At 72.3% G+C, this 21,811-nt stretch carries 20 protein-coding genes, 5 tRNA genes and 1 pseudogene; 8 read left to right on the top strand and 18 right to left on the bottom strand.

Annotated features, from left to right (window positions below):
• Positions 1–37 precede the first annotated feature (37 nt).
• Entirely contained in the window at positions 38–1,738 is a 1,701-nt protein-coding gene (locus ACZ4SW_RS20210; protein WP_468245096.1) for a DAK2 domain-containing protein, read from the bottom strand.
• Between the two features lie 276 nt (positions 1,739–2,014).
• Between ACZ4SW_RS20210 and rpmB the strand changes: the two genes are divergently transcribed.
• From rpmB to ACZ4SW_RS20195, 3 genes are all read left to right on the top strand, one after another.
• A complete protein-coding gene (rpmB, locus tag ACZ4SW_RS20205) occupies positions 2,015–2,200 on the top strand; it encodes a 50S ribosomal protein L28 (protein WP_009190838.1) in 186 nt (61 codons plus the stop codon).
• 146 nt (positions 2,201–2,346) lie between these two features.
• A complete protein-coding gene (locus tag ACZ4SW_RS20200) occupies positions 2,347–5,367 on the top strand; it encodes an AfsR/SARP family transcriptional regulator (RefSeq protein ID WP_468245092.1) in 3,021 nt (1,006 codons plus the stop codon).
• A 35-nt stretch (positions 5,368–5,402) separates the two neighbouring features.
• Positions 5,403–6,605, top strand: coding sequence for an FAD-dependent monooxygenase (locus ACZ4SW_RS20195; protein WP_468245086.1), 1,203 nt, complete (start codon positions 5,403–5,405; stop codon positions 6,603–6,605).
• A 46-nt stretch (positions 6,606–6,651) separates the two neighbouring features.
• Here ACZ4SW_RS20195 and ACZ4SW_RS20190 read toward each other — a convergent pair whose 3' ends face one another.
• Positions 6,652–7,617, bottom strand: coding sequence for a thiamine-phosphate kinase (locus ACZ4SW_RS20190; RefSeq protein ID WP_468245082.1), 966 nt, complete (start codon positions 7,615–7,617; stop codon positions 6,652–6,654).
• 206 nt (positions 7,618–7,823) lie between these two features.
• On the opposite strand from ACZ4SW_RS20190, the gene ACZ4SW_RS20185 reads away from it, so the two are divergent.
• Both ACZ4SW_RS20185 and ACZ4SW_RS20180 read left to right on the top strand, forming a co-directional pair.
• Positions 7,824–8,057 (top strand): Lrp/AsnC family transcriptional regulator, encoded by a 234-nt coding sequence (locus ACZ4SW_RS20185; RefSeq protein WP_028802415.1) that lies wholly within the window; start codon positions 7,824–7,826, stop codon positions 8,055–8,057.
• A gap of 20 nt (positions 8,058–8,077) precedes the next feature.
• Positions 8,078–8,560: a DUF3515 domain-containing protein gene (locus ACZ4SW_RS20180; RefSeq protein ID WP_468245078.1), complete on the top strand. Its 483-nt coding sequence runs from the start codon at positions 8,078–8,080 to the stop codon at positions 8,558–8,560.
• A 21-nt stretch (positions 8,561–8,581) separates the two neighbouring features.
• Here ACZ4SW_RS20180 and ACZ4SW_RS20175 read toward each other — a convergent pair whose 3' ends face one another.
• The 3 genes from ACZ4SW_RS20175 to ACZ4SW_RS20165 all read right to left on the bottom strand — a co-directional run bounded on the left by ACZ4SW_RS20175 (position 8,582) and on the right by ACZ4SW_RS20165 (position 11,599).
• A complete protein-coding gene (locus tag ACZ4SW_RS20175) occupies positions 8,582–9,739 on the bottom strand; it encodes a D-alanine--D-alanine ligase family protein (protein ID WP_468245075.1) in 1,158 nt (385 codons plus the stop codon).
• An 82-nt stretch (positions 9,740–9,821) separates the two neighbouring features.
• Entirely contained in the window at positions 9,822–10,832 is a 1,011-nt protein-coding gene (locus ACZ4SW_RS20170; protein ID WP_468245071.1) for an NAD(P)H-dependent glycerol-3-phosphate dehydrogenase, read from the bottom strand.
• Positions 10,829–11,599 carry a lysophospholipid acyltransferase family protein gene (locus tag ACZ4SW_RS20165; RefSeq protein ID WP_468245066.1) on the bottom strand — a complete coding sequence of 257 codons (771 nt, stop codon included), beginning with the start codon at positions 11,597–11,599 and terminating at the stop codon, positions 10,829–10,831. The genes ACZ4SW_RS20170 and ACZ4SW_RS20165 overlap by 4 nt, the downstream gene beginning before the upstream one ends.
• Positions 11,600–11,799: 200 nt before the next feature.
• Between ACZ4SW_RS20165 and cofC the strand changes: the two genes are divergently transcribed.
• Positions 11,800–12,447, top strand: a complete 648-nt coding sequence (gene cofC / locus ACZ4SW_RS20160; RefSeq protein WP_468245062.1) for a 2-phospho-L-lactate guanylyltransferase — start codon at positions 11,800–11,802, stop codon at positions 12,445–12,447.
• A gap of 189 nt (positions 12,448–12,636) precedes the next feature.
• Positions 12,637–12,840 carry a hypothetical protein gene (locus tag ACZ4SW_RS20155; protein ID WP_468245056.1) on the top strand — a complete coding sequence of 68 codons (204 nt, stop codon included), beginning with the start codon at positions 12,637–12,639 and terminating at the stop codon, positions 12,838–12,840.
• 64 nt (positions 12,841–12,904) lie between these two features.
• Here ACZ4SW_RS20155 and ACZ4SW_RS20150 read toward each other — a convergent pair whose 3' ends face one another.
• From ACZ4SW_RS20150 to leuC, 4 genes are all read right to left on the bottom strand, one after another.
• A complete protein-coding gene (locus ACZ4SW_RS20150) occupies positions 12,905–13,540 on the bottom strand; it encodes an HU family DNA-binding protein (RefSeq protein ID WP_468245051.1) in 636 nt (211 codons plus the stop codon).
• Positions 13,541–13,667: 127 nt separating this feature from the next.
• Entirely contained in the window at positions 13,668–13,898 is a 231-nt protein-coding gene (locus ACZ4SW_RS20145; protein ID WP_468245047.1) for an SCO5555 family protein, read from the bottom strand.
• A gap of 268 nt (positions 13,899–14,166) precedes the next feature.
• Positions 14,167–14,760, bottom strand: coding sequence for a 3-isopropylmalate dehydratase small subunit (leuD, locus tag ACZ4SW_RS20140; RefSeq protein WP_263232254.1), 594 nt, complete (start codon positions 14,758–14,760; stop codon positions 14,167–14,169).
• 5 nt (positions 14,761–14,765) lie between these two features.
• Positions 14,766–16,196 (bottom strand): 3-isopropylmalate dehydratase large subunit, encoded by a 1,431-nt coding sequence (gene leuC, locus ACZ4SW_RS20135; protein WP_468245040.1) that lies wholly within the window; start codon positions 16,194–16,196, stop codon positions 14,766–14,768.
• A gap of 192 nt (positions 16,197–16,388) precedes the next feature.
• Between leuC and ndgR the strand changes: the two genes are divergently transcribed.
• Positions 16,389–17,105 carry an IclR family transcriptional regulator NdgR gene (gene ndgR / locus ACZ4SW_RS20130; RefSeq protein WP_023546516.1) on the top strand — a complete coding sequence of 239 codons (717 nt, stop codon included), beginning with the start codon at positions 16,389–16,391 and terminating at the stop codon, positions 17,103–17,105.
• An 84-nt stretch (positions 17,106–17,189) separates the two neighbouring features.
• On the opposite strand, the pseudogene ACZ4SW_RS20125 reads toward ndgR, so the two are convergent.
• From ACZ4SW_RS20125 to ACZ4SW_RS20085, 9 genes and pseudogenes are all read right to left on the bottom strand, one after another.
• Positions 17,190–17,378 (bottom strand): annotated as a pseudogene (locus tag ACZ4SW_RS20125) (monooxygenase family protein); the annotation flags it as partial.
• Between the two features lie 407 nt (positions 17,379–17,785).
• A tRNA-Glu gene (locus tag ACZ4SW_RS20120) sits at positions 17,786–17,858 on the bottom strand.
• Between the two features lie 26 nt (positions 17,859–17,884).
• Positions 17,885–17,956: transfer RNA gene (locus ACZ4SW_RS20115), tRNA-Gln, on the bottom strand.
• Between the two features lie 21 nt (positions 17,957–17,977).
• Positions 17,978–18,050: transfer RNA gene (locus ACZ4SW_RS20110), tRNA-Glu, on the bottom strand.
• Positions 18,051–18,136: 86 nt separating this feature from the next.
• Positions 18,137–18,209: transfer RNA gene (locus ACZ4SW_RS20105), tRNA-Glu, on the bottom strand.
• A gap of 39 nt (positions 18,210–18,248) precedes the next feature.
• Positions 18,249–18,320 (bottom strand) — tRNA-Gln (locus tag ACZ4SW_RS20100).
• A gap of 91 nt (positions 18,321–18,411) precedes the next feature.
• Positions 18,412–19,143 carry an HAD family hydrolase gene (locus tag ACZ4SW_RS20095; RefSeq protein WP_468245036.1) on the bottom strand — a complete coding sequence of 244 codons (732 nt, stop codon included), beginning with the start codon at positions 19,141–19,143 and terminating at the stop codon, positions 18,412–18,414.
• Between the two features lie 122 nt (positions 19,144–19,265).
• Positions 19,266–20,741 (bottom strand): glutamate--tRNA ligase, encoded by a 1,476-nt coding sequence (gene gltX / locus ACZ4SW_RS20090; protein ID WP_468245030.1) that lies wholly within the window; start codon positions 20,739–20,741, stop codon positions 19,266–19,268.
• On the bottom strand, positions 20,734–21,510 hold the full coding sequence (locus ACZ4SW_RS20085) for a fumarylacetoacetate hydrolase family protein (protein WP_468245025.1): 777 nt from the start codon (positions 21,508–21,510) through the stop codon (positions 20,734–20,736). The genes gltX and ACZ4SW_RS20085 overlap by 8 nt, the downstream gene beginning before the upstream one ends.
• Positions 21,511–21,811 lie beyond the last annotated feature (301 nt).

Here is a 21,811-nt window from a genome sequence, read left to right as displayed (position 1 = left end):
CGCCTCCTTGCGGAGGGGCGTCCGGCGGCGTTCCTGATCACTCCACGCCGATCAGCAGCAGCGGCCCCTGGCGGCCGCCCCGGTACACCACCGTGTCGACCGCCAGGTACGACTCGCGCACCCGCGCCTGAAGGCGCTCCGCGACGGCGTCCGGGGCCTCGTCGCCCAGGACCAGGGTGACCATCTCGCCGCCCGCCGCGAGCATGCGGGTCAGGACCGTCTCCGCCGTCGCCGTGACGTCGGAGCCGATGACCGCGACATCGCCGTCGATCAGTCCGAGGACGTCTCCCGCCTGGCAGATGCCGGCCATCGTCCAGGACCGCTCCGCCGCGACGGTCACTTCGGCGTACCGGGTCGCTCCGGCCGCCGACGTCATCGCCACGACGTCCTCGTCGAAGCGCCGCTCCGGCTCGTGCACGGCCAGCGCGGCGATGCCCTGCACCGCGGACCGGGTCGGGATCAGCGCCACGCGGACGCCCTCGGTGCGTGCCTGTTCCGCCGCGGCGGCCGCGGTGTGGCGCAGGTCGGCGTCGTTGGGCAGCAGCACCACCTCGCGCGCGTGCGCCCGCCGTACCGCCTCCACCAGTTCGCCGCTCGCCGGGGGTTCCCCGGGGCGGGCGAGCACGGTCGTCGCCCCGGCCTCCTGGTAGAGCCCGGCCAGGCCCTCCCCCGGCACCACGGCCACCACCGCCCGCTGCGCCCGCTCGCGCGGCGGCCGGCCGGGGCCGGCGGTGTGCGCGTCACCGGCGCCGAAGTGGGTGATCCGGATCCGGTACGGCCGCCCGGCCTCGATGCCCGCCTCCACGGCGGCGCCCGCGTCGTCGGCGTGCACGTGGACGTTCCACAGCCCGTCCCCGCCGACCACGACGAGGGAGTCCCCGAGCGCGTCGAGCCGCTCCCGCAGCCGCGCCACGGCCGTGTCGTCGGCCTCCAGCAGGTAGATCACCTCGTACGCGGGCCCGCTGCCGTCGCCGGAGCACTCCCCGGAGCCCTGGCGGGGCACGGCGGCCCTGGCCTCCGGCACGCGCGCGTGGCCGCCGGGAGCGGCGGCCGGCGCCTCCACGGCCACCCGGGGCGCCTCGCCGGTCAGCGTCTCCACCAGGGCCGCGAGCACCGCCACGAGCCCGCGGCCGCCCGCGTCGACGACTCCGGCGCGTTCCAGGACGGCGAGCTGCCCGGGCGTCGCCGCGAGGGCCGCCCGGGCCCCCTCGTACGCGGCGCGCGCCACGCTGCCGCAGTCGCCCTCGGCGCCGGTGACCGCGTCCGCGGCGGCCGAGGCGACGCTCAGGACGGTGCCCTCCACCGGATGCGCGACGGCCTGGCGCGCGGAGTCGGCGGCCCGCCTGAGGGCGAGCCGCAGGCCCTGTGCGTCGGCGTGGGCCGTCTCGCCGTCGGCGGCGAGCACCTGCGCCATGCCGCGCAGGAGCTGCGCCAGGATCGTCCCGGAGTTGCCGCGGGCCCCGATGAGCGCGCCGTGCGCCATGGCCCGCACGGCGTCGGCGAGCGCCGGCCGCCCGTCGCTCCCGGCGGCGCCCGTCTCGTAGCCGGCGAAGACGGCCTCGACGGCCGCCGCGGCCGACTCCACGGTCAGATACAGGTTCGTGCCGGTGTCCCCGTCGGCCACGGGATAGACGTTGATCGCGTCGATCTCCTCGCGCGCCCGCCCCAGCGCCTGGAGGGCGAGACCGCACCAGGTGCGCACCGCGAGAGCATCCAAGGGCTGCGGCACCTGCGCCACCTGCGCCTCCTTCACCTGGACGTGGGAGGCAGCGTAGACCCAGAAGGGGGCCGGGCCGGAAGAGGGCCGCCGGTGCGCGGGCCGTCCCGAGGGTGGCGGCGGGGCCGGCCGCAACCGTGGTAGTTTCGTGTCACGGGTGCAGCCGAGGTATGCTGCTCCGGTTGCCCGATCCAGGTCGGGCGTTTCCCCTGGCAGCGCCACTCAGATCCTACGATCTCGATCCCGGCATGCCGGGAACACAAACCGTAAGTGCATCTGAAGTCTTTGGAGTGACCCGTGGCTGCCAACTGCGACGTCTGCGGCAAGGGGCCGGGCTTCGGCAACAACATCTCGTTTTCGCACCGCCGTACGTCCCGTCGCTGGAACCCGAACATCCAGCGTGTGCGTACCGTGGTGGGCGGGACGCCGAAGCGCGTGAACGCTTGCACCTCGTGCATCAAGGCCGGCAAGGTCTCGCGCTGACGTCCAGTTAAGCGCGCGGCCACGCTGGTTCGCTGCACTGGCCGGTCCACCTCGGTGGGCCGGCTTTTCGCTGCACTGGCCGGTCCACCTCGGTGGGCCGGCTTTTCAGTGTGCCCGCGCGGGCGCGGCCTGCCAGAATCCGGCGCATGCGCTTCGGCATCCTCGGCCCCCTCGACGTCCGCACCGAGGACGGCACCCCCCTCGACTCCGGAGGCCCCCGCCCCCGCGCGCTCCTCACCCTGCTCCTCCTCGACGCCGGGCGGACCGTGTCCACCGAGCGCCTCACCGACGGGCTGTACGGCGACGAGCCGCCCGCGGGAGCCGCGAACGCCCTCCAGTCGCAGATCTCCCGCCTGCGCAGGCGGCTTGGCCCGCACGCGCACATCGAGGCGGCGCCCACCGGCTACCGCCTGGCCGTCTCCCCGGACACGGTCGACGCGCACCGCTTCGAACGGCTCGCCCGTGAAGGCTCCGCGGCTCTCGCGGGCGGCGACCACCGCGCGGCGGCCGCCGTGCTGCGAGAGGCGCTCGCCCTGTGGCGCGGCCCGGCGCTCGCCGACCTTCCGGGCGAGCAGGCCCGGCGCGCCCGTCTCGAGGAGCTGCGCCTGGGCGCCCTGCAGGACCGCGCCGAGGCGGACCTTGGTCTCGGCGCCGGCCCGGACCTCGTACCCGAACTGCGCGCCCTGCTCGCCGCACATCCACTGAGCGAACGGCTGTACGAGCTGCTGATGCGGGCCCTGCACGCGGCCGGGCGCCCCGCCGAGGCGCTCACGGTCTACGAGAAGGCGCGCCGCACGCTCGCCGACGAACTCGGTGCCGACCCCTCGTCCGGGCTGTCCGCCCTCCACCAGGAGCTGCTGCGCGGCACGGGCCCGTCACGGGCCGCCCGGGTGCCGATCCCGCTGACGCGCTTCGTCGGCCGCGCCCCGGAACTGGCCCGCATCCAGGATCTCCTCACCGCGCCCGGCACCCGCCTGGTCACGCTGACCGGCCCGGGCGGCGCCGGCAAGACCCGGCTGGCCGCGGAGGCGGCCCGCAGCCACCCCGACGTCCACTTCGTCGAGCTCGCCCCGCTCACCGACGGCTCCGCCGTCCCGTACGCCGTCCTCACCGCGCTCGGTGTGCGCGACGGCCTGCGCGGGCCGGCCGTGGACGCCACGGAACGGCTGCTGGCCGCCCTGGAGGACCGTGAGCTGCTGCTGGTGCTGGACAACTGCGAGCACGTCGTGGAGGACGTCGCACGGCTCGCCGCACTCCTCCTCGGTGCCTGCCCCGGCGTCCGCGTCCTGGCGACCGGGCGCGAGGCGCTGGGCATCACCGGGGAGGTGCTGTGCCCGGTGCCGCCGCTGCCGCCGGAGCACGCCGAGCGGCTGTTCCTGGACCGGGCCCGGGCGGTGCGGCCCGGTTTCGAGGGGCACGCGCGCGTGGCGGAGATCTGTGCCGCGCTGGACGGGCTGCCGCTCGCCATCGAGCTGGCCGCGGCCCGGCTGCGCACACTGACCCCGGACGAGCTGGCCGACCGTCTGGACGACCGGTTCCGGCTGCTGTCCCGGGGCGACCGCACCAAGGCGCCCCGGCACCGGACCCTGCGCGCGGTCGTCGAGTGGAGCTGGGACCTGCTGGACGACGAGGAGCGGGAGCTGGCCCGGCGGCTGTCCGTGTTCTCCGGCGGCGCGACCCTCGAGGCGGTGGAGGCGGTGTGCGGGGTGCCGTTCCCGGAGGACCTCGTGGCGTCGCTCGCCGAGAAGTCGTTCCTGGAGGTGACCGGGGGGCGTTACCGGATGCTGGAGACCATCCGCGCGTTCACCGGCGAGCACCTCGACCGGGCGGGCGAGCGGGAGCGGCTCGGGGACGCGCACGCCGCGTACTACCTGCGGCTGGCGAAGCGGGCGGAGCCGTACGTCCGCAGCGGGGAACAACTGCCCTGGCTGGCCCGTCTCACCGCCGAGCACGGCAACCTGGAGGCGGCACTGCGCCACCTCGTGTCCACGGCTCCGGGGGACGCCCTGCGCCTGATGGCCGACCTGTCCTGGTTCCGGCGGCTGCGCGGTCCGCACGGCGAGCAGGTTCCCCTCGCCCGGGCACTGCTGGCGGCGGTCGGCGACGAACCGCCCGAGGGACTGGCCGAGGAGTACGCCCTGTGCGTGATGAACACGATCACCGGACGCGGCGACGACCCGGCCGAACCCGACCGCATCGCGCGCGTGGCCGCGGTCATGCGCGCTCTCGGCGAACCGCTGCGGCGGCCTTCCGCGATGGTCCTGTGGGCGCTGGCGGGTGGCCCGCTGCTGTCCGCCGACACGGAAGTCCGGGCCGTCCAGGTCGGTGACGACCCCTGGGGCCGCGCGGTGCTGGACCTCGGCCTCGCCTACCAGGCGCTGTTCTCGGGTGGTGCCGCCGCCTCGGAGGCCGCCTTCACCCGCGCCCTGGCCGGTTTCCGTGCCACCGGCGACCGCTGGGGCATGGCCAACTGCCTCGATCCCCTGGGCTCCTTCGCCGACTGGCGCGGCGAGTACGAGCGGGCCCTTGAGCTGCTCGACGAGGGCCTGACGCACGCCCGGGAGCTTCAGGCGCCGGAGGAGACCGCGGACCTGCTGCGCTCCCGGGCCACCGTGCTGCTGCACCGCGGCGACTTCGAGGAGGCGGCCGCCCAGTTCGAGCAGTCGGCCGCCCTCGCGCACTCCGCCGGCGCCCCCGACAAGGTGGCCGGCGCCCGGCGCGGGCTCGGCGACCTGGCCCGGCGGTCCGGTGACACGGCGCACGCGCGCGTGCGCTACGAGAAAGCCCTTCAGGCTTGCGCCGCCAACTGGTTCAGCGCCGGTGAAACCGTCCGCATCCTCATCGGGCTCGGCCGCACGGCCGCCGCCGAGGGGAGCCTGGAGGAGGCCCACGACTGGCTGGCGCAGGCCGCCGGTCTCGCCGCCGAGCAGCCGGGTCTGCTGGAACTCGCCGAGACCGCCGAGGCGTTGGCGTCGGTCGCCGAAGCACCCGAGCGTGCGGCCGTCCTCCTCGGCGCGGCCACGGCCCTGCGGGGCGCACCGCTGCTGGGCGACCCCGAAGTCGAGGGGGTCCGCCGGGCAGCCCGCGCACGGCTGTCCCCGGAAGCGTACGAGAAGGCCTTCGCGGAGGGCGGGCGGCTGCGGTCAGCGGCGGTCAGCGATCGGTAGGGGCACGGTCAGCGGCCCCGGCGACGCTCCTTGCCATGACGAACACACACCGCCTCGGCCACCTGAACGTCCTCGTCTGCGGCGCCAGCGTCGCCGGACCCGCGATCGCGCTGAACCTCGCCCGGTACGGCGCCCGCGTCACCGTCGTCGAGAAGGCGCCCGCCCTGCGCGGCGGCGGCTTCGCGGTCGACTTCCGCGGCCACGTGCACCGCAGGGTGCTGACCGAGATGGGCATCTGGGACGACGTCCACGCCCACCAGACCCACATGGGCCGGCAGACGGTCGTCGGCCCCGACGGCAGCCCGCGCGTCGATCTGCCGGCCGAGATGATGAGCGGCGACGTGGAGATCTTCCGCGGCGACCTCGCCCGGATCATGTACGAACGCACCAAGGACCGTGTGGAGTACGTGTTCGGCGACTCCATCGCCACGCTCACCGACACCCCCGACGGCGTCGATGTCACCTTCGAGCGCGGCGCGCCCCGCCGTTTCGACCTCGTCGTCGCCGCCGACGGCCTGCACTCGCACACCCGTCGCCTCGTCTTCGGCGACGAGTCCCGCTACCTGCGCTTCTTCGACCACTACGTGGCGGGCTTCGACATCCCCAACCACCTGGGCCTGGACCGCACCGGCCGCATGTACAGCGAGCCGGGCCGCGCGGTCGTCATCGGCAACTACGACGGCGACCCGGACCGCGCGGGCGCCCTGCTGGTCTTCCGCTCCGAGCGGCTCGCCTACGACCGCCGGGACACCGCCGCGCAGAAGCGGATCCTCACGGAGCGGTTCGCGGGTATGGGCTGGGAGGCCCCGGCGGTGCTCAAGGCCCTTGAGGACGCCGACGACCTGTACTTCGACGCGATCGCCCAGATCCATGTGGACCGCCTCACCAAGGGACGTGTGGTGCTGCTCGGGGACGCGGGGTACGGGGCCACGATGGGCGGCATGGGCACGGGCGTGGCGGTCGTCGGCGCCTACGTCCTGGCCGGTGAACTCGCCCTCGCGGGCGGCGACCACCGCAGCGCCCTGGCGGCGTACGAGGCGCGCATCCGGGACTTCGCCAAGGGCTGCCAGAAGATCTCCGGCAACGCGGGCCCGTTCTTCGCCCCGGCCACCGAGCGGCGGATCCGCAGCCGGGACCGGATGTACCGGCTGCTGAGCTCCCGGCTTCTCGCGGGCTTCTTCAAGCGGCTGACGGAGAAGGCGGCGACGGCCGTCGAGCTGCCGGAGTACCCGGTGTGAGCCCCCGGGCCGCTCCGGCGAGTGAGCCCGGCGCACGAGGCGGACGTCACGCCTCGATGTCGGAGAAGTGGTCCCAGCCTCCCTTGCTGGTCCACGGCGCCCCGTCGACGGTCACCTGGGGCAGCGCCGACGGGTTGAGGACCTCGCCGATCACCTTCCAGCGGGCCGGCAGCTTCACGTCCGGCGGGAACGTGGCGACGATCGCGTGGTCCTCGCCCCCGGTGAGCACCCACTGCAGCGGGTCCACGCCCACGGCCTGCCCGATGTCGTTCATCTGGGACGGGATGTCGATGGCGCCGGAGCGGATGTCGATCCGCACCTTGCTCGCCTCCGCGATGTGCCCGAGATCGGCGATGAGCCCGTCGCTGACGTCGCACATCGCGGTGGCGCCGAGCCCGGCGGCGGCCGGACCCGCGTGGTACGGGGGCTCCGGGCGCCGGTGCGCCTCGACGAACGCGCGCGGCGAGCGGAAGCCGCGGGAGAGCACCGCGTACCCGGCAGCGGACCAGCCGAGCCAGCCGGTGACGGCGACCACGTCGCCGGGCTGGGCGCCGGCCCGGGTGACCGGTTCCTGGTTGCGCAGGTCGCCGAGCGCGGTGATCGAGATCATGATGGTGTCGCCGCGGACGACGTCGCCGCCGACCACCGCCGCGCCCGCGACCTGGCACTCGTCGCGCAGGCCGTCCATCAGCTCGGTGGGCCAGGTGGCGGGCAGTTCGGCGGGGACGACGAGACCGAGCAGCAGCGCGGTCGGCACGGCGCCCATGGCGGCGATGTCCGCGAGGTTCTGCGCGGCCGCCTTGCGGCCGACGTCGTACGCCGTCGACCAGTCTCGGCGGAAGTGCCGGCCCTCCAGCAGGATGTCGGTGCTCGCCACCACCCTGCGGTCGGGCGCGGCGACCACCGCGGCGTCGTCGCCGGGGCCGACCCGGACCGCCGGGGTGGTGGTGAGCCGGGAGGTCAGCTCTCTGATGAGCCCGAACTCGCCCAGCTCGCCCACGGTGCCCTTCATCGTCGTACGTCCCCTTCTCTTGCCTTCCGCATCCGGTCGCGAGCCGTCATCGTCCTCGGTACGGTCGAGTCGACCGTCATCTTGTGTCGCCGGTGGTGCCCGGCGCTCACGCCACAGCCCCCGCGGGTCTCCCCGCAGTGTGCGGCGACGCGATACCGTGGCGTCCCTTCTCTCCACATGATCCTCGTGGCCGCCCTGGAGGTTCCGTGGTACAGGCGTACATCCTGATCCAGACGGAGGTCGGCAAGGCGTCGACCGTCGCCGAGACGATCAGCAAGATCCCGGGGGTGATCCAGGCCGAGGACGTGACGGGTCCGTACGACGTCATCGTGCGCGCCCAGGCCGACACCGTCGACGAACTCGGCCGCATGGTGGTCGCGAAGGTCCAGCAAGTGGACGGCATCACCCGCACCCTGACCTGCCCGGTGGTGCACCTGTAGCCCCCGTCTACGCTTGCCCGGTGAACATCCTGCGTCACCGGCTGCTCGGTCTGCCCGCCCTCGCCCTGCTGATCGCCGCCGTGGGCTGCTCCTCGAGCGACGCGCATCCCTCGGCCGCGGTTCCCAGCCCGGACGCGAAGGTCACGAAGCTGTGCCGGAACCTGGACAAGGTGCTGCCGCGGAAGGTGGGCGGCCAGGGCCGGAACGACCCCGAGCCCCGGTCCGCGCTGACGGCGGGCTGGGGAAGCCCGGCGATCATACTGCGCTGCGGGGTGCCGCGGCCCGCGGAGATGTCCGACCCGGACGCCGACGGTGCGGAGGTGAACGGGGTGGGCTGGCTGTTGCAGAAGGAGGACGACGGGTCGTTCCGCTTCACCACGACACTGCGGCAGGCGTATGTCGAGGTGACCATTCCCAAGGCGCGCACGGGTGAGGGTGCGGGGCCGCTCGTCGATGTGGCCCCTGCCGTCAAGAAGGCGATCCCCGAGGGGATCGCCTCCTGAGAGCCCGAGCGGTGCGGGTCCTCAGCGCAGCCCGGTCGAACGGTCCAGCGCCGCCTGGATCAGCCGGTCCACCAGCTCGCCGTAGGAGATCCCGCTCGCCTGCCACATCTGCGGGTACATCGAGATCGGCGTGAAGCCGGGCATCGTGTTGATCTCGTTGATCACGAATTCGCCCTCCTCCGTGAGGAAGAAGTCCGCGCGGACCAGCCCTTCGCAGGACGCGGCCTCGAACGCGGCCACCGCGAGGCGCTGCACCTCGGCGGTCTCCTCGTCGGTCAGCGGGGCGGGCACGACACCGGGCGTGGAGTCGATGTACTTGGCCTCGAAGTCGTAGTAGGCGTGCGCGTCCGGCGGCGGGATCTCGGCCGGTACGGAGGCGCGGGGGCCGTCCTCGAACTCCAGGACGCCGCACTCGATCTCGCGTCCCCGCACCGCCGCCTCGATCAGGATCTTCGGGTCGTGGCGCTGGGCCTCGGCGATCGCCTCGTCGAGCCCGGAGAGGTCCTCGACCTTGGTGATGCCGATCGACGAACCGGCGCGCGCGGGCTTCACGAACAGCGGCCAGCCGTGCTCACCGGCGAAGTCGACGATCTTCTTGCGGGCGGCGGACTGGTCGCGCTGCCACTCGCGCGGCCGGATCACCGTATACGGGCCGACCCGGAGCCCGAACGAGGCGAACACCCGCTTCATGTACTCCTTGTCCTGGCCTACGGCCGAGGCGAGCACGCCCGACCCCACGTAGGGGACGCCGGACAGCTCCAGGAGCCCCTGGAGGGTGCCGTCCTCGCCGTAGGGGCCGTGCAGCACGGGGAAGACGACGTCGACCTCGCCCAGGGCCTTGGGCACCGAACCGGGCTCGCTGTAGACGACTTCACGGCTCGCCGGGTCGACGGGCAGGACGACACCGCCCTCCTGCGACTCCGCGAGTTCCTCGACGCTGGGCGTGCGGCGGTCGGTGATCGCCATGCGCTCCGGCTCGTCCGCGGTGAGCGCCCAACGGCCGTCCTGAGTGATGCCGATCGGCAGGACGTCGTACTTCGTCCGGTCGATGGCGCGCAGCACCGCTCCGGCGGTGACCACGGAGATCCCGTGTTCGGAGCTGCGTCCGCCGAAGACGACGGCGACGCGCGGCTTGCGGGGCGGCTGCCCAGGGCTCTGGGGGAGGTTCTCGGTGCTCATATCGCGATGAGAGTACCCGTAGGCGGGGCCCTGGGTCAGCGTGCGCCCCGCAGGCGAACGATCAAAAATGGAGCGGGATCGCTCAGCGTCGCTCGGGCTTCGCGCTGCGCGACATCAGTTCCTTCAACGCGACGACCGGGGGCTTGCCCTCGTGGACGATGCCGACGACCGTCTCCGTGATCGGCATGTCGACGCCGTGCCGGCGGGCCAGATCCAGCACGGACTCACAGGACTTGACCCCCTCGGCGGTCTGCCGGGTGACCGCGATGGTCTCCTCGAGCGTCATGCCCTTGCCGAGGTTGGTGCCGAAGGTGTGGTTGCGCGACAGCGGCGAGGAGCAGGTGGCGACCAGGTCGCCCAGCCCGGCCAGTCCCGAGAACGTCAGCGGGTCGGCGCCCATCGCGAGCCCGAGCCGGGTCGTCTCGGCGAGGCCGCGGGTGATGAGCGAGCCCTTGGCGTTGTCGCCCAGCCCCATCCCGTCCGCGATGCCCACAGCCAGGCCGATGACGTTCTTGACCGCGCCGCCCAGTTCGCAGCCGACGACGTCCGTGTTGGTGTACGGGCGGAAGTACGGCGTGTGGCAGACGGTCTGCAGCCGCTGTGCGACGGCTTCGTCGGTGCAGGCGACCACCGCGGCGGCGGGCATGCGCGCGGCGATCTCCCGGGCCAGGTTCGGCCCGGTGACGACGGCGACGCGTTCCGGGACGACCTTGGCGACGTCCTCGATGACCTCGCTCATCCGCATGGCGGAGCCAAGTTCGACGCCCTTCATCAGGGAGACGAGGATCGTGTGGGGCGCGAGCAGCGGCGCCCACTCGGCGAGGTTGCCGCGCAGGGTCTGGGAGGGGATCGCGAGTATCGCGAAGTCGGCGTCGCGCGCGGCCTCGGCGGGATCCGTGGTGGCGCGCAGGTTACGGGGAAGTTCGACGCCCGGCAGGTAGTCGGGGTTCGTACGGGTGGAGTTGACCGCCTCGACGAGTTCGGCGCGGCGCGCCCAGAGGGTGACCTCGCACCCGGCGTCGGCGAGCACCATGCCGAAGGCCGTCCCCCACGATCCGGTTCCGAACACGGCCGCCTTGACCGGATTGCTCACTTGCCCTGCCCCTCCTTCTGCCGGGCCTCCTGCTGTGCGGCGGACCGGCGGCGCTGCGCGATGCGCACCTCGCGCGGGTCGTACGGCTTCTCGGGCGCCTTCTCGCCGCGGATCTCCTCGAGCTGGCGGGTGATGGCGGCCATGATGACCTCCGTCGCCTCCTTCAGGAGGTCGGGGGTCATCTCCTTGTCGTAGAAGCGCGTGAGGTCCACGGGCGGGCCGGCGAGCACGTGGTGCGTCTTGCGCGGCAGGAGGTCGGGCTTCTTGGCGTACGGCGGCAGCAGCTCGTTGGCACCCCACTGGGCGATGGGGATGACCGGGCACTTGGTCTGCAGGGCGACCCGGGCGGCGCCGGTCTTGCCGGTCATGGGCCAGCCGTCCGGGTCGCGGGTGAGGGTGCCCTCGGGGTAGAAGGCGACGCACTCGCCGCGCTCCACGGCGTCGATGGCGGCCCGGAAGGCGCTGAGCGCGTCCGTGGACTCGCGGTAGACGGGGATCTGGCCGGTGCCGCGCATCGCCGCGCCGACGAATCCCTTCTTGAAAAGGCCGCTCTTCGCGAGGAATCGGGGAACGCGCCCGGTGTTGTACTGGTAGTGGGCGTAGGCGAAGGGGTCCACGTGTGAATTGTGGTTCACCACGGTGATAAATCCGCCCTCGGCCGGAATGTTCTCCATTCCGCGCCAGTCCCGCTTGAGCAGAACCACCAGCGGCGGTTTGCAGAGGACCGCTGCGAAGCGGTACCAGAAGCCGATTCTGCGGCGGGGCACGCGGACACCTTCCTCTAGGGACCCGGCACGGGGGGCCTGGCGCTTGGCTGTGGGCCGCACAAGTGTCGCCTCAGGCCGCCCGTCTGTCGAGAACACCGTACGCCCGCCTGTCTCCGACGACCGCGCTGCATGCGGCTTCGCACACGTTGTCCATCGAGCCGGGTGACAATGGACGCGACAAGGACAGGGACGGAGCGCTCGTGCAGTGGACTGTGGTCGTACCCGTCAAGGCCCTGGCGCGGGCCAAGAGCAGACTCTCGGACACCGCGGCGGACGCGCTGCGGCCGGGACTCGCGCTCGCCTTCGCGCAGGACACGGTGGCCGCGGCGCTGGCCTGTGCCGCGGTGCGTGATGTGGCGGTCGTCACGGACGACCCGGTGGCCGGGCGGGAGCTGGCGGCCCTGGGCGCCCGGATCGTGCCGGACGAGCCGGCGGGCGGTCTGAACGCCGCGCTGGCGCACGGTGCGGCGGTCGTACGGGGGCTGCGCCCGCGCGGTGCCGTGGCGGCGCTCAACGCGGACCTTCCGGCGCTGCGACCCGTGGAATTGGCCCGGGTCCTGGACGCCGCCGCGGAATTCCCGCGCGCTTTTCTGCCGGACGCCGCCGGAATCGGCACGACGCTGCTGGCCGCGATGCCCGGCGGGGAATTGCGGCCGGCCTTCGGTCCGGATTCCCGGGCGCGGCATCGCGCGTCGGGAGCGGCGGAACTCGCGCTCGACGAGGTGCCTTCGGTACGCCAGGACGTGGACACGGGCGACGACCTGCGGGCGGCCCTGTCCCTGGGCGTGGGCCCGCACACGTCGGCGGCGGCGGCCCGGCTGCTGATCCCGGGGCAGCCGGGGGGCTGACGGGCGCCCGCGGCGGCTTCGCGGTACGGCGGTCCGCGCCCGGTCGCGGCTCTCGGGCAGGCCGCCGGAGCCGGACCGTCACCCGCGGCTGACGCTCGGCCACGCACCGGAACGGACGGCGGGCCGGGGAGGTGCCGACGGCCGTCCGCCGCCGCACTCGCCGCCCAGCGGCGCCGATAGGCTGCGGTCATGCAGGCGACCGCGTACACCTACGACCCCGACACCCGCACCGGACAGGTGCTGCTCGACGACGGCACCCCCGTTCCCTTCGACGCGGCGGCGTTCGACGCGGGCGGGCTGCGGCTGCTGCGGCCGGGGCAGCGGGTGCGGGTCGAGATGGCGGGCGAGGGCGAGGGCCGGCGGATCACGCTGGTGACGCTGCACACCTTCTGAACACACCGCGGGCCGGGCTCCTGCTGGGAGCCCGGCCCGGCGCGTGAGTGTCCGTGCGCCCCGGTTACCTGCGGGCGGTGCTCTTCTTGGCGGTGGTCTTCCGTGCCGTCGACTTCTTGGCCGGGGCCTTCTTCGCCGGGGCCTTCTTGGCCGCCGCCTTCTTCGTGGTGGTCTTCTTGGCCGTGGTCTTCTTGGCCGCCGCCGTGGTCTTCTTGGCGGGCGCCTTCTTCGCCGTGGTCTTCTTGGCCGCCGCCGTGGTCTTCTTGGCGGGCGCCTTCTTCGCCGCGGCCTTCTTCGTGGCCGCCGCCGTGGTCTTCTTCGCCGCGGCCTTCTTGCCGGCGGCCTTGGCGATGGTGGGCGGCGCACCGGACAGGCTGCCCTTGGGCGCCTTCTTCACGGCGACCTCGCCACCGCGCGGGAGCTTCTTCGTACCGCTCACCAGGTCCTTGAAGCCCTGGCCCGCGCGGAAGCGCGGCACGGAGGTCTTCCTGACCCGAACCCTCTCGCCGGTCTGGGGGTTGCGGGCGTACCGAGCCGGACGCTCGACCTTCTCGAACGAACCGAAGCCGGTGACCGAGACCCGGTCGCCTGCCACGACCGCGCGGACGATGGCGTCCAGGACCGCGTCGACAGCATCGGCGGCCTGCTGGCGGCCGCCCATCTTGTCGGCAATCGCTTCTACGAGCTGCGCCTTGTTCACGTCTTCCCCTTCGGAGACATCGCCGGAACGAAAGTGTTCAAGCTTTTTCGCACGTTAGGCAGATATATACCGCAAATCAAACACGAAACGGGCTTATCACCCTTGTGCCGCAACAGACTCGGCCGCCTCAGACTTCCTCTTCGGGGATGCGCTCCTCGTCGAGGTCGCCCATGAACCGCTCCAGGCGCCGGGCCGCTTCGGTGGGATCGTGCTTGGCCGCGGCCGTAATGACCAGCAGCTTCCGGGTCAGCGCCATCCGTACGCCCTCCGGGACTTGCAGTGTGCGCACCCTTGCGTGCGCTTCCTTGAGTTGGCCCGCGACCGCCGTATAGAGCTCGAGTTGGCCGTCGTTGTCCATGCACAGATTGTGCCATCTGGGGCGAGTTGTCGCCCCCGCTGGGGGCAACTACCGTGCCCCGACGGCCGTCCGGGCACTTCGGCACATCGTGGCGTCGAGGTTCGGGTACCCAGGCAATGACCTTTGTAACTGCGGTAGTTGATGACCATCACGGCGGCGCGCGGGAGCCCTGCGGGGGCAGAAACGGCTGTACCCCCAACCGTCCACGATTGGGGGTACAGAGGGATGCCGGGGTGGCCGAAACCAGCCCTTGCGCCAGGGCCGGGTGTCAGACCTGGAGGGTGCGCGGCTTGTAGGAGGGGCGGCGCGCCTCGTACGCGGCGATGTCGGCCTCGTTCTGGAGCGTGATGGAGATGTCGTCGAGGCCGTTCAGCAGCCGCCAGCGGGAGTTCTCGTCCAGCTCGAAGGCGGCGGTGATGCCCTCGGCGCGAACCTCACGAGCCTCAAGGTCCACAGTGACCTCAGCGGTGGGGTCCTTCTCCGTGAGCTCCCACAGCGCGTCCACGATCTTCTGCTCGAGGACCACCGTGAGCAGTCCGTTCTTGAGCGAGTTGCCGCGGAAGATGTCGGCGAAGCGGGAGGAGATGACCGCCTTGAAGCCGTAGTTCTGCAGCGCCCAGACGGCGTGCTCGCGGGAGGAGCCGGTGCCGAAGTCCGGTCCGGCGACCAGCACCGTGGCGCCCTGCCGCTCGGGGCGGTTCAGCACGAACTCGGGGTCCTTGCGCCAGGCCTCGAACAGCCCGTCCTCGAACCCGTCGCGCGTGACCTTCTTGAGCCAGTGGGCGGGGATGATCTGGTCGGTGTCGACGTTGCTGCGGCGCAGCGGGACGGCCCGGCCGGTGTGCGTGGTGAATGCTTCCATGACTCTCAGACTCCAGCGGGCGTACGAGTGTCGGCGTCGGACAGGTCGGCGGGGGACGCCAGGTGACCGAGGACGGCCGTGGCGGCCGCGACCTGCGGCGAGACCAGGTGCGTACGGCCGCCCTTGCCCTGCCTGCCCTCGAAGTTGCGGTTGGAGGTGGACGCGGAGCGCTCGCCCGGGGCGAGCTGGTCGGGGTTCATGCCGAGGCACATCGAGCAGCCCGCGTGCCGCCATTCGGCGCCGGCCTCCTTGAAGACCACGTCCAGGCCCTCGGAGACGGCCTGCAGGCCCACCCGCGCGGAGCCCGGCACGACGAGCATCCGCACGCCGTCGGCGACTTTGCGGTCCTTGAGGATCGCGGCGGCGGCGCGCAGGTCCTCGATGCGGCCGTTGGTGCAGGAACCTACGAAGACGGTGTCCACCTTGATGGACCGCAGCGGCTGCCCGGCCTCCAAGCCCATGTACTCCAGGGCCTTTTCGGCGGCGAGGCGCTCCGAAGCGTCCTCGTACGAAGCCGGGTCGGGGACCGACGCCGAAAGCGGCGCACCCTGGCCGGGGTTGGTGCCCCAGGTGACGAACGGCGAGAGCGCGGAGGCGTCGATGTGGACCTCGGCGTCGAATTCGGCGTCGTCGTCGGTCCGCAGCGTCTTCCAGTACTCGACGGCGGCGTCCCAGTCGGCGCCCTCGGGGGCGTGCGGGCGGCCCTTGAGGTACGCGAAGGTGGTCTCGTCCGGGGCGATCATGCCCGCCCGGGCGCCGGCCTCGATCGACATGTTGCAGATGGTCATCCGGGCCTCCATCGAGAGCTTCTCGATGGCCGAGCCGCGGTACTCCAGGACGTAGCCCTGGCCGCCGCCGGTGCCGATCTTCGCGATGATCGCCAGGATCAGGTCCTTGGCGGTGACGCCCTCGGGCAGCTCGCCGTCGACCGTGATCGCCATGGTCTTGGGGCGGGCCAGCGGCAGCGTCTGGGTGGCCAGCACGTGCTCGACCTGCGAGGTGCCGATGCCGAACGCCAGCGCGCCGAAGGCGCCGTGCGTGGAGGTGTGGGAGTCGCCGCAGACCACCGTCGTGCCGGGCTGGGTCAGGCCGAGCTGGGGGCCCACGACGTGCACGACGCCCTGCTCGACGTCGCCCAGCGGGTGCAGGCGGACACCGAACTCCGCGCAGTTCTTGCGCAGCGTCTCGAGCTGGGCGCGGGAGACGGGGTCCGCGATCGGCTTGTCGATGTCGAGCGTCGGGGTGTTGTGGTCCTCGGTCGCGATGGTGAGGTCGAGCCTGCGCACCTGGCGGCCGCTCTTGCGCAGCCCGTCGAAGGCCTGCGGGCTGGTCACCTCGTGCAGCAGGTGCAGATCGATGTAGAGGAGGTCGGGCTCGCCCTCGGCGCGCCGGACGACATGGTCGTCCCAGACCTTCTCCGCGAGTGTCCTACCCATCGCTTTCCCTCCGGCCGGTCAACAGTGCACCGACCCAACTAGAGATCTTGGGGTTGGCGGCGCCCGTACCCCTGGATTCCGGGCGTGTGCCGCCTGGGCCCGATGTTCCGCGGGCCGCCGTGACATCCAGGGTGGCGCGTTCCACGAAAAATTGAACTTGCGTTTCACAGAGTGAGACGTGAGTATCGTTGCATGGACAACAGTAGCGGCGTCGGCGTTCTGGACAAGGCGGCCCTCGTCCTGAGCGCTCTGGAGTCCGGTCCGGCCACCCTCGCGGGCTTGGTCGGCGCCACCGGACTGGCACGACCCACGGCGCACCGCCTCGCCGTGGCGCTTGAGCACCACCGCATGGTGGCGCGTGACATGCAGGGCCGTTTCATTCTCGGCCCCCGGCTCGCCGAGCTGGCCGCGGCGGCGGGCGAGGACCGCCTGCTGGCGACGGCGGGCCCGGTGCTGACCCACCTTCGCGACGTCACCGGCGAGAGCGCTCAGCTCTACCGGCGCCAGGGTGACATGCGCATCTGTGTGGCGGCCGCGGAGCGCCTGTCCGGTCTTCGGGACACGGTGCCGGTCGGCTCCACGCTCACGATGAAGGCCGGCTCCTCCGCGCAGATCCTGCTGGCCTGGGAGGAGCCCGAGCGGCTGCACCGCGGCCTGCAGGGCGCCCGCTTCACGGCGACGGCCCTGTCGGGTGTGCGGCGCCGCGGCTGGGCCCAGTCCATCGGCGAGCGCGAGCCGGGCGTGGCGTCCGTCTCGGCGCCCGTACGCGGCCCCTCGAACCGCGTCGTGGCCGCGGTGTCCGTCTCGGGTCCGATCGAGCGCCTGACCCGCCACCCGGGCCGCATGCACGCCCAGGCGGTCATCGACGCCGCCGCCCGCCTCTCGGAGGCCCTGCGCCGCTCGGGCTGACCTTCCCGGACGTCACCGGGGGCACGGGGCCGGCCTCAACGCCGCGGCAGGCCCCTCGCTCCCCCTCGACGTACGGACGGCACCTCAGGAGATCCGCAGCCGGTCGGCGGCCCGGTCGCCCCGCCGGCCGACCGGCACGACACCCGCGGCCCAGCCCGGGCCGGACTCGGGCATGTTCATGTAGCTCGTTTCACGGGACCCGGCCGGCACGACGTACGTCTCGTGCCAGAAGCCGACCTTCCCCTTCCCTTCACGCAGCCGCCGGTTGAACGCAAGAGGGAAGACAGGGGGAACCGAGTGCGACTGGCGGAGTCGAGCGCACGCGGCGGGGTGTCCACGGCGACGATTCCGGCCCGCCCGGTGAGCCTGCCGCGCCCGCGTACGGGATGCCGGTGAGCGCGATGGCCATGCTGCCCCGGCCCGGTTACCCCTGTGCCGTCGAGGACTTGGTGCCGTGCGCCCGGGCGATGGAGGGGATCGCGGTCACCGGCCTCGATCTGGTGGAGCGCTAGGAGACGCCGGGCGAACAGGCGGAGGCCGCCGCGGCGCCGACCGTGCTGTACGGGCCGGTGGTGCTCGGCCTGCGCCGGCCGGCGGAGGCGGAGGAGTCACGGCGCCGGTTCGGAGGGAAGTGCCCCACGTAAAAGGGGCCCTCCCGGAGGAGGACCCCTTCGACTGCGTACCCCCGACCGGATTCGAACCGGCGCTACCGCCTTGAGAGGGCGGCGTGCTAGGCCGCTACACAACGGGGGCGCGGATCATGCGTTTCCGCAGATCAGCTGGTCTACCTGGACTCGAACCAAGACTAACTGAACCAGAATCAGTCGTGCTGCCAATTACACCATAGACCAAAGGTGGTTTAGACCTTTCAGTACCCCCGACCGGATTCGAACCGGCGCTACCGCCTTGAGAGGGCGGCGTGCTAGGCCGCTACACAACGGGGGCCCTGGCGATCCCCACCCGGCGGAGCCGGGTGTTGTCCTCGTGAGACCAGTGGGAGCTACCCGAACTGTCCTCACGGGATGGATCTGTACCCCCGACCGGATTCGAACCGGCGCTACCGCCTTGAGAGGGCGGCGTGCTAGGCCGCTACACAACGGGGGCTTGCGGATGGGATCCGCGGGTGCAGATGAGCTCTGCGAGCTGGCCTACCTGGACTCGAACCAAGACTAACTGAACCAGAATCAGTCGTGCTGCCAATTACACCATAGGCCACTGGAACGCAAGCCCCTGAGGGGATCTTGTTCTAGTTCTGCGCTTGGGGGTTCCGGCCTTCCGGCCCGCTCCCCGCGGCGCAGGAAGAACATTACCTGAAGGTGGACGGCGCTCCAAAACGGGTATCGGCGCGGAGGATCGCGGGGAGTTCGGCGAGGGAGGAGATCCGGTGGGGGCCCTCGGTGGCGTCGCCGCTGATGAGCGCGGTGTCACGGCAGATCCACACCGAGAGCAGACCCGCCTGGGCGGCGCCCCGCCCGTCGATCTCCGGGTGGTCGCCGACGTACGCCACCTGGTGCGGAGCGAGCTCCAGGGCGTCGCAGGCGGCGCGGAAGGCCCGGGCGTCCGGCTTGGAGACGCCCAGTTCGGCGGCGCACAGCACGGCCTCGAAGCGGTCACGGACGCCGAGGGTGCGGAGCTTGTGCTCCTGGACGTGGACGCTGGAGTTGGACAGCACGGCGTGCCGGTGGCTGGCGGCGAGGGCGTCGAGGACGGGCAGGACGTCGGGGAAGAGGGCCCAGGCGGCCTCGTAGTGCTCCCGGTACCGCCGGAACCAGGCGTCGGCCTCGTCGTCGGTCAGCTCCCGCCCCAGGAAGACCCGCACCCGGTCGCGCCGCTGCCCCTCGAAGGAGATCTCCCCCGCCGCGTACCGCGCCCACTGCACGTCGGTGATCTCCCGCCAGCGGGCGAGAGCCTGCTCCACGGCCCCGAAGCCGTCGAGCAGCCCCTCGGCCGCCAGATGGGCACGCATCCCGGCACGGTCGGCGGTGGTGTAGTCGAAAAGGGTGTCGTCCACGTCCCACACGACAGCTCTGATGGCCATGCCACCGACGGTACCGGCCGACCGGGCCCCCAGAGGGGTCGCGGCGGTGGCGCCGAAGCCCCCCGGGACACACGGAGGGGCGGCACCCGGACCCGGTGCCGCCCCTCGCGTACCCACGACCGTCAGGCCGCCAGCCGCGCCAGTGCCGCGTCGATGCGTGCGATCGTCCTCTCCCTGCCCAGGACCTCCAGGGACTCGAAGAGCGGCAGGCCGACCGTGCGGCCGGTGACCGCGACGCGGACCGGGGCCTGGGCCTTGCCGAGCTTGAGGCCGTGCTCCTCGCCGGCCGCCAGGACGGCCTCCTTCAGGGACTCCGCGCTGCTCCAGTCGGCCTCGAAGAGCTTGGCGCGGGCCGTGCTCAGCAGCTCGGCCGAGCCCTCCTTCATCGCCTTGGTCCAGCTCGCCTCGTCGAACACCGGCTCCGGGAGGAACAGGAAGTCGACGTTGTCGGTGATCTCGGACAGGACCTTGACGCGGGTCTGCGCGTGCGGGGCGATCGCCTGCCACTTCGCCTCGTCGAAGTCCTCCGGCGCCCACGGGGCGAACGGGGCCTTCAGCCACGGCCGGCAGCGCTCGGTGAAGTCCTTCACGTCGAGCAGCCGGATGTGGTCGGCGTTGATCGACTCGGCCTTCTTCAGGTCGAAGCGGGCCGGGTTCGGGTTCACGTCCGCGATGTCGAAGGCGGCGACCATCTCCTCGACCGAGAAGATGTCGCGGTCGGGTGCGAGCGACCAGCCCAGCAGGGAGAGGTAGTTGAGCAGGCCCTCGGGGAGGAAACCCTGCTCGCGGTAGAGGTTCAGCGACGACTGCGGGTCGCGCTTCGACAACTTCTTGTTGCCCTCGCCCATCACGTACGGCAGGTGGCCGAACTCGGGTACGGCCTTGGCGATGCCGAGCTCGATCAGCGCCTTGTACAGGGCGATCTGCCGCGGGGTGGAGGAGAGCAGGTCCTCGCCGCGCAGAACGTGGGTGATCTCCATCAGGGCGTCGTCGACCGGGTTGACGAGCGTGTAGAGGGGGGCGCCGTTGGCGCGGACGATGCCGTAGTCCGGCACGTTCTCCGGCGTGAAGGTCAGCTCGCCGCGGACCAGGTCCGTGAAGGTGATCGGCTCGTCGGGCATGCGGAAGCGGACGATGGGCGTGCGGCCCTCGGCCTCGTACGCCGCCACCTGCTCGGCGGTCAGGTCGCGGCAGTGCCCGTCGTACCCGGACGGCTTCCCGGCGGCGCGGGCGGCGTCGCGGCGGGCGTCCAGCTCCTCCGTGGTGCAGTAGCAGTGGTAGGCGTACCCGCCGTCCAGAAGCTTCTTCGCGACGTCCTTGTAGAGGTCCATCCGCTGCGACTGGCGGTACGGCGCGTGCGGGCCGCCGACCTCGGGGCCCTCGTCCCAGTCGAAGCCCAGCCAGCGCAGCGAGTCCAGAAGCTGGACGTAGGACTCCTCGGAGTCGCGGGCCGCGTCCGTGTCCTCGATGCGGAAGACGAACGTGCCGCCGGTGTGGCGGGCGAACGCCCAGTTGAACAGGGCGGTGCGGACCAGGCCCACGTGGGGGTTGCCGGTCGGGGACGGACAGAAACGTACGCGGACGGATCCGTTAGCCACGCTTGATCACCTTGTTGGTGAGAGTGCCGATGCCTTCGATGGTGACGGCGACCTCGTCGCCGACGTTGAGGGGGCCGACCCCCGCGGGGGTGCCCGTGAGGATCACGTCGCCGGGGAGCAGCGTCATGGCCTCGGAGATGTTGACGATCAGATCCTCGATCGGGTGGATCATCTCGCTCGTGCGGCCGAGCTGGCGCTGCTCGCCGTTGACCGTGAGCTGGATGGTGAGGTCGCTCGGGTCGACGTCGGTCTCCACCCAGGGGCCGAGCGGGCAGGAGGTGTCGAAGCCCTTGGCCCGGGCCCACTGCTTCTCGCGGCGCTGGACGTCGCGCGCGGTGACGTCGTTGGCGCAGGTGTAGCCGAGGATCACGTCCTTGACGCGCTCGCGCGGGACCTCCCGGCACATGCGGCCGATCACCACGGCCAGCTCGGCCTCGTGGTGCAGCTCCTGAGAGAAGGAGGGGTAGGCGATCTCGTCGCCGGGGCCGATCACCGAGGTGGACGGCTTGAAGAAGGCGAACGGGGCCTCGGGGACCTCGTTGCCCAGCTCGCGCGCGTGCTCCGCGTAGTTGCGGCCGAAGGCCACGACCTTGTTGGGGAGCACCGGCGGCAGCAGCCTGACCTTGCTCAGGGGCACCTTGGTGCCGGAGAGCTCGAAGTCCGCGAACGGGATGCCCTTGATGATGTCGAGGACGAGCTCGTCCGGCTTGTCACCCTCGACCACGCCGAAGGCGACGTTCCCGTCGATGGAGAATCTGGCGATGCGCACGGGATCCTTGCGCCCCTTAACTGAGCTGGCTGGAGTCTGACGCTCCAGGCTAACGCGGCAGGGGACGCGCACCTCGCGCTTTACGGCGCCACCGGGCCCTGGAGGTGGTCGGCGGGGCGCACCGGAAGACGCTTGCCCGCCCGCCTGCCCGGCGAGCGGCCGTCCGCCCCGCCACCGAAACGGCGCGGGGGGGGGGGGGGGGGGGGGGGGGGGGGTGGAGGGGGGGGGGGGGGGGGGGTGGGGGGGGGGGGGGGTGGTGGGTGCCCCCCCGCTTTGGCGGTTTTTTCCAAGGAGGTGGGGG

This window comes from Streptomyces sp. NPDC028331 (genome assembly GCF_055565775.1).
This window is presented reverse-complemented; position numbering and strand designations above follow the sequence as displayed.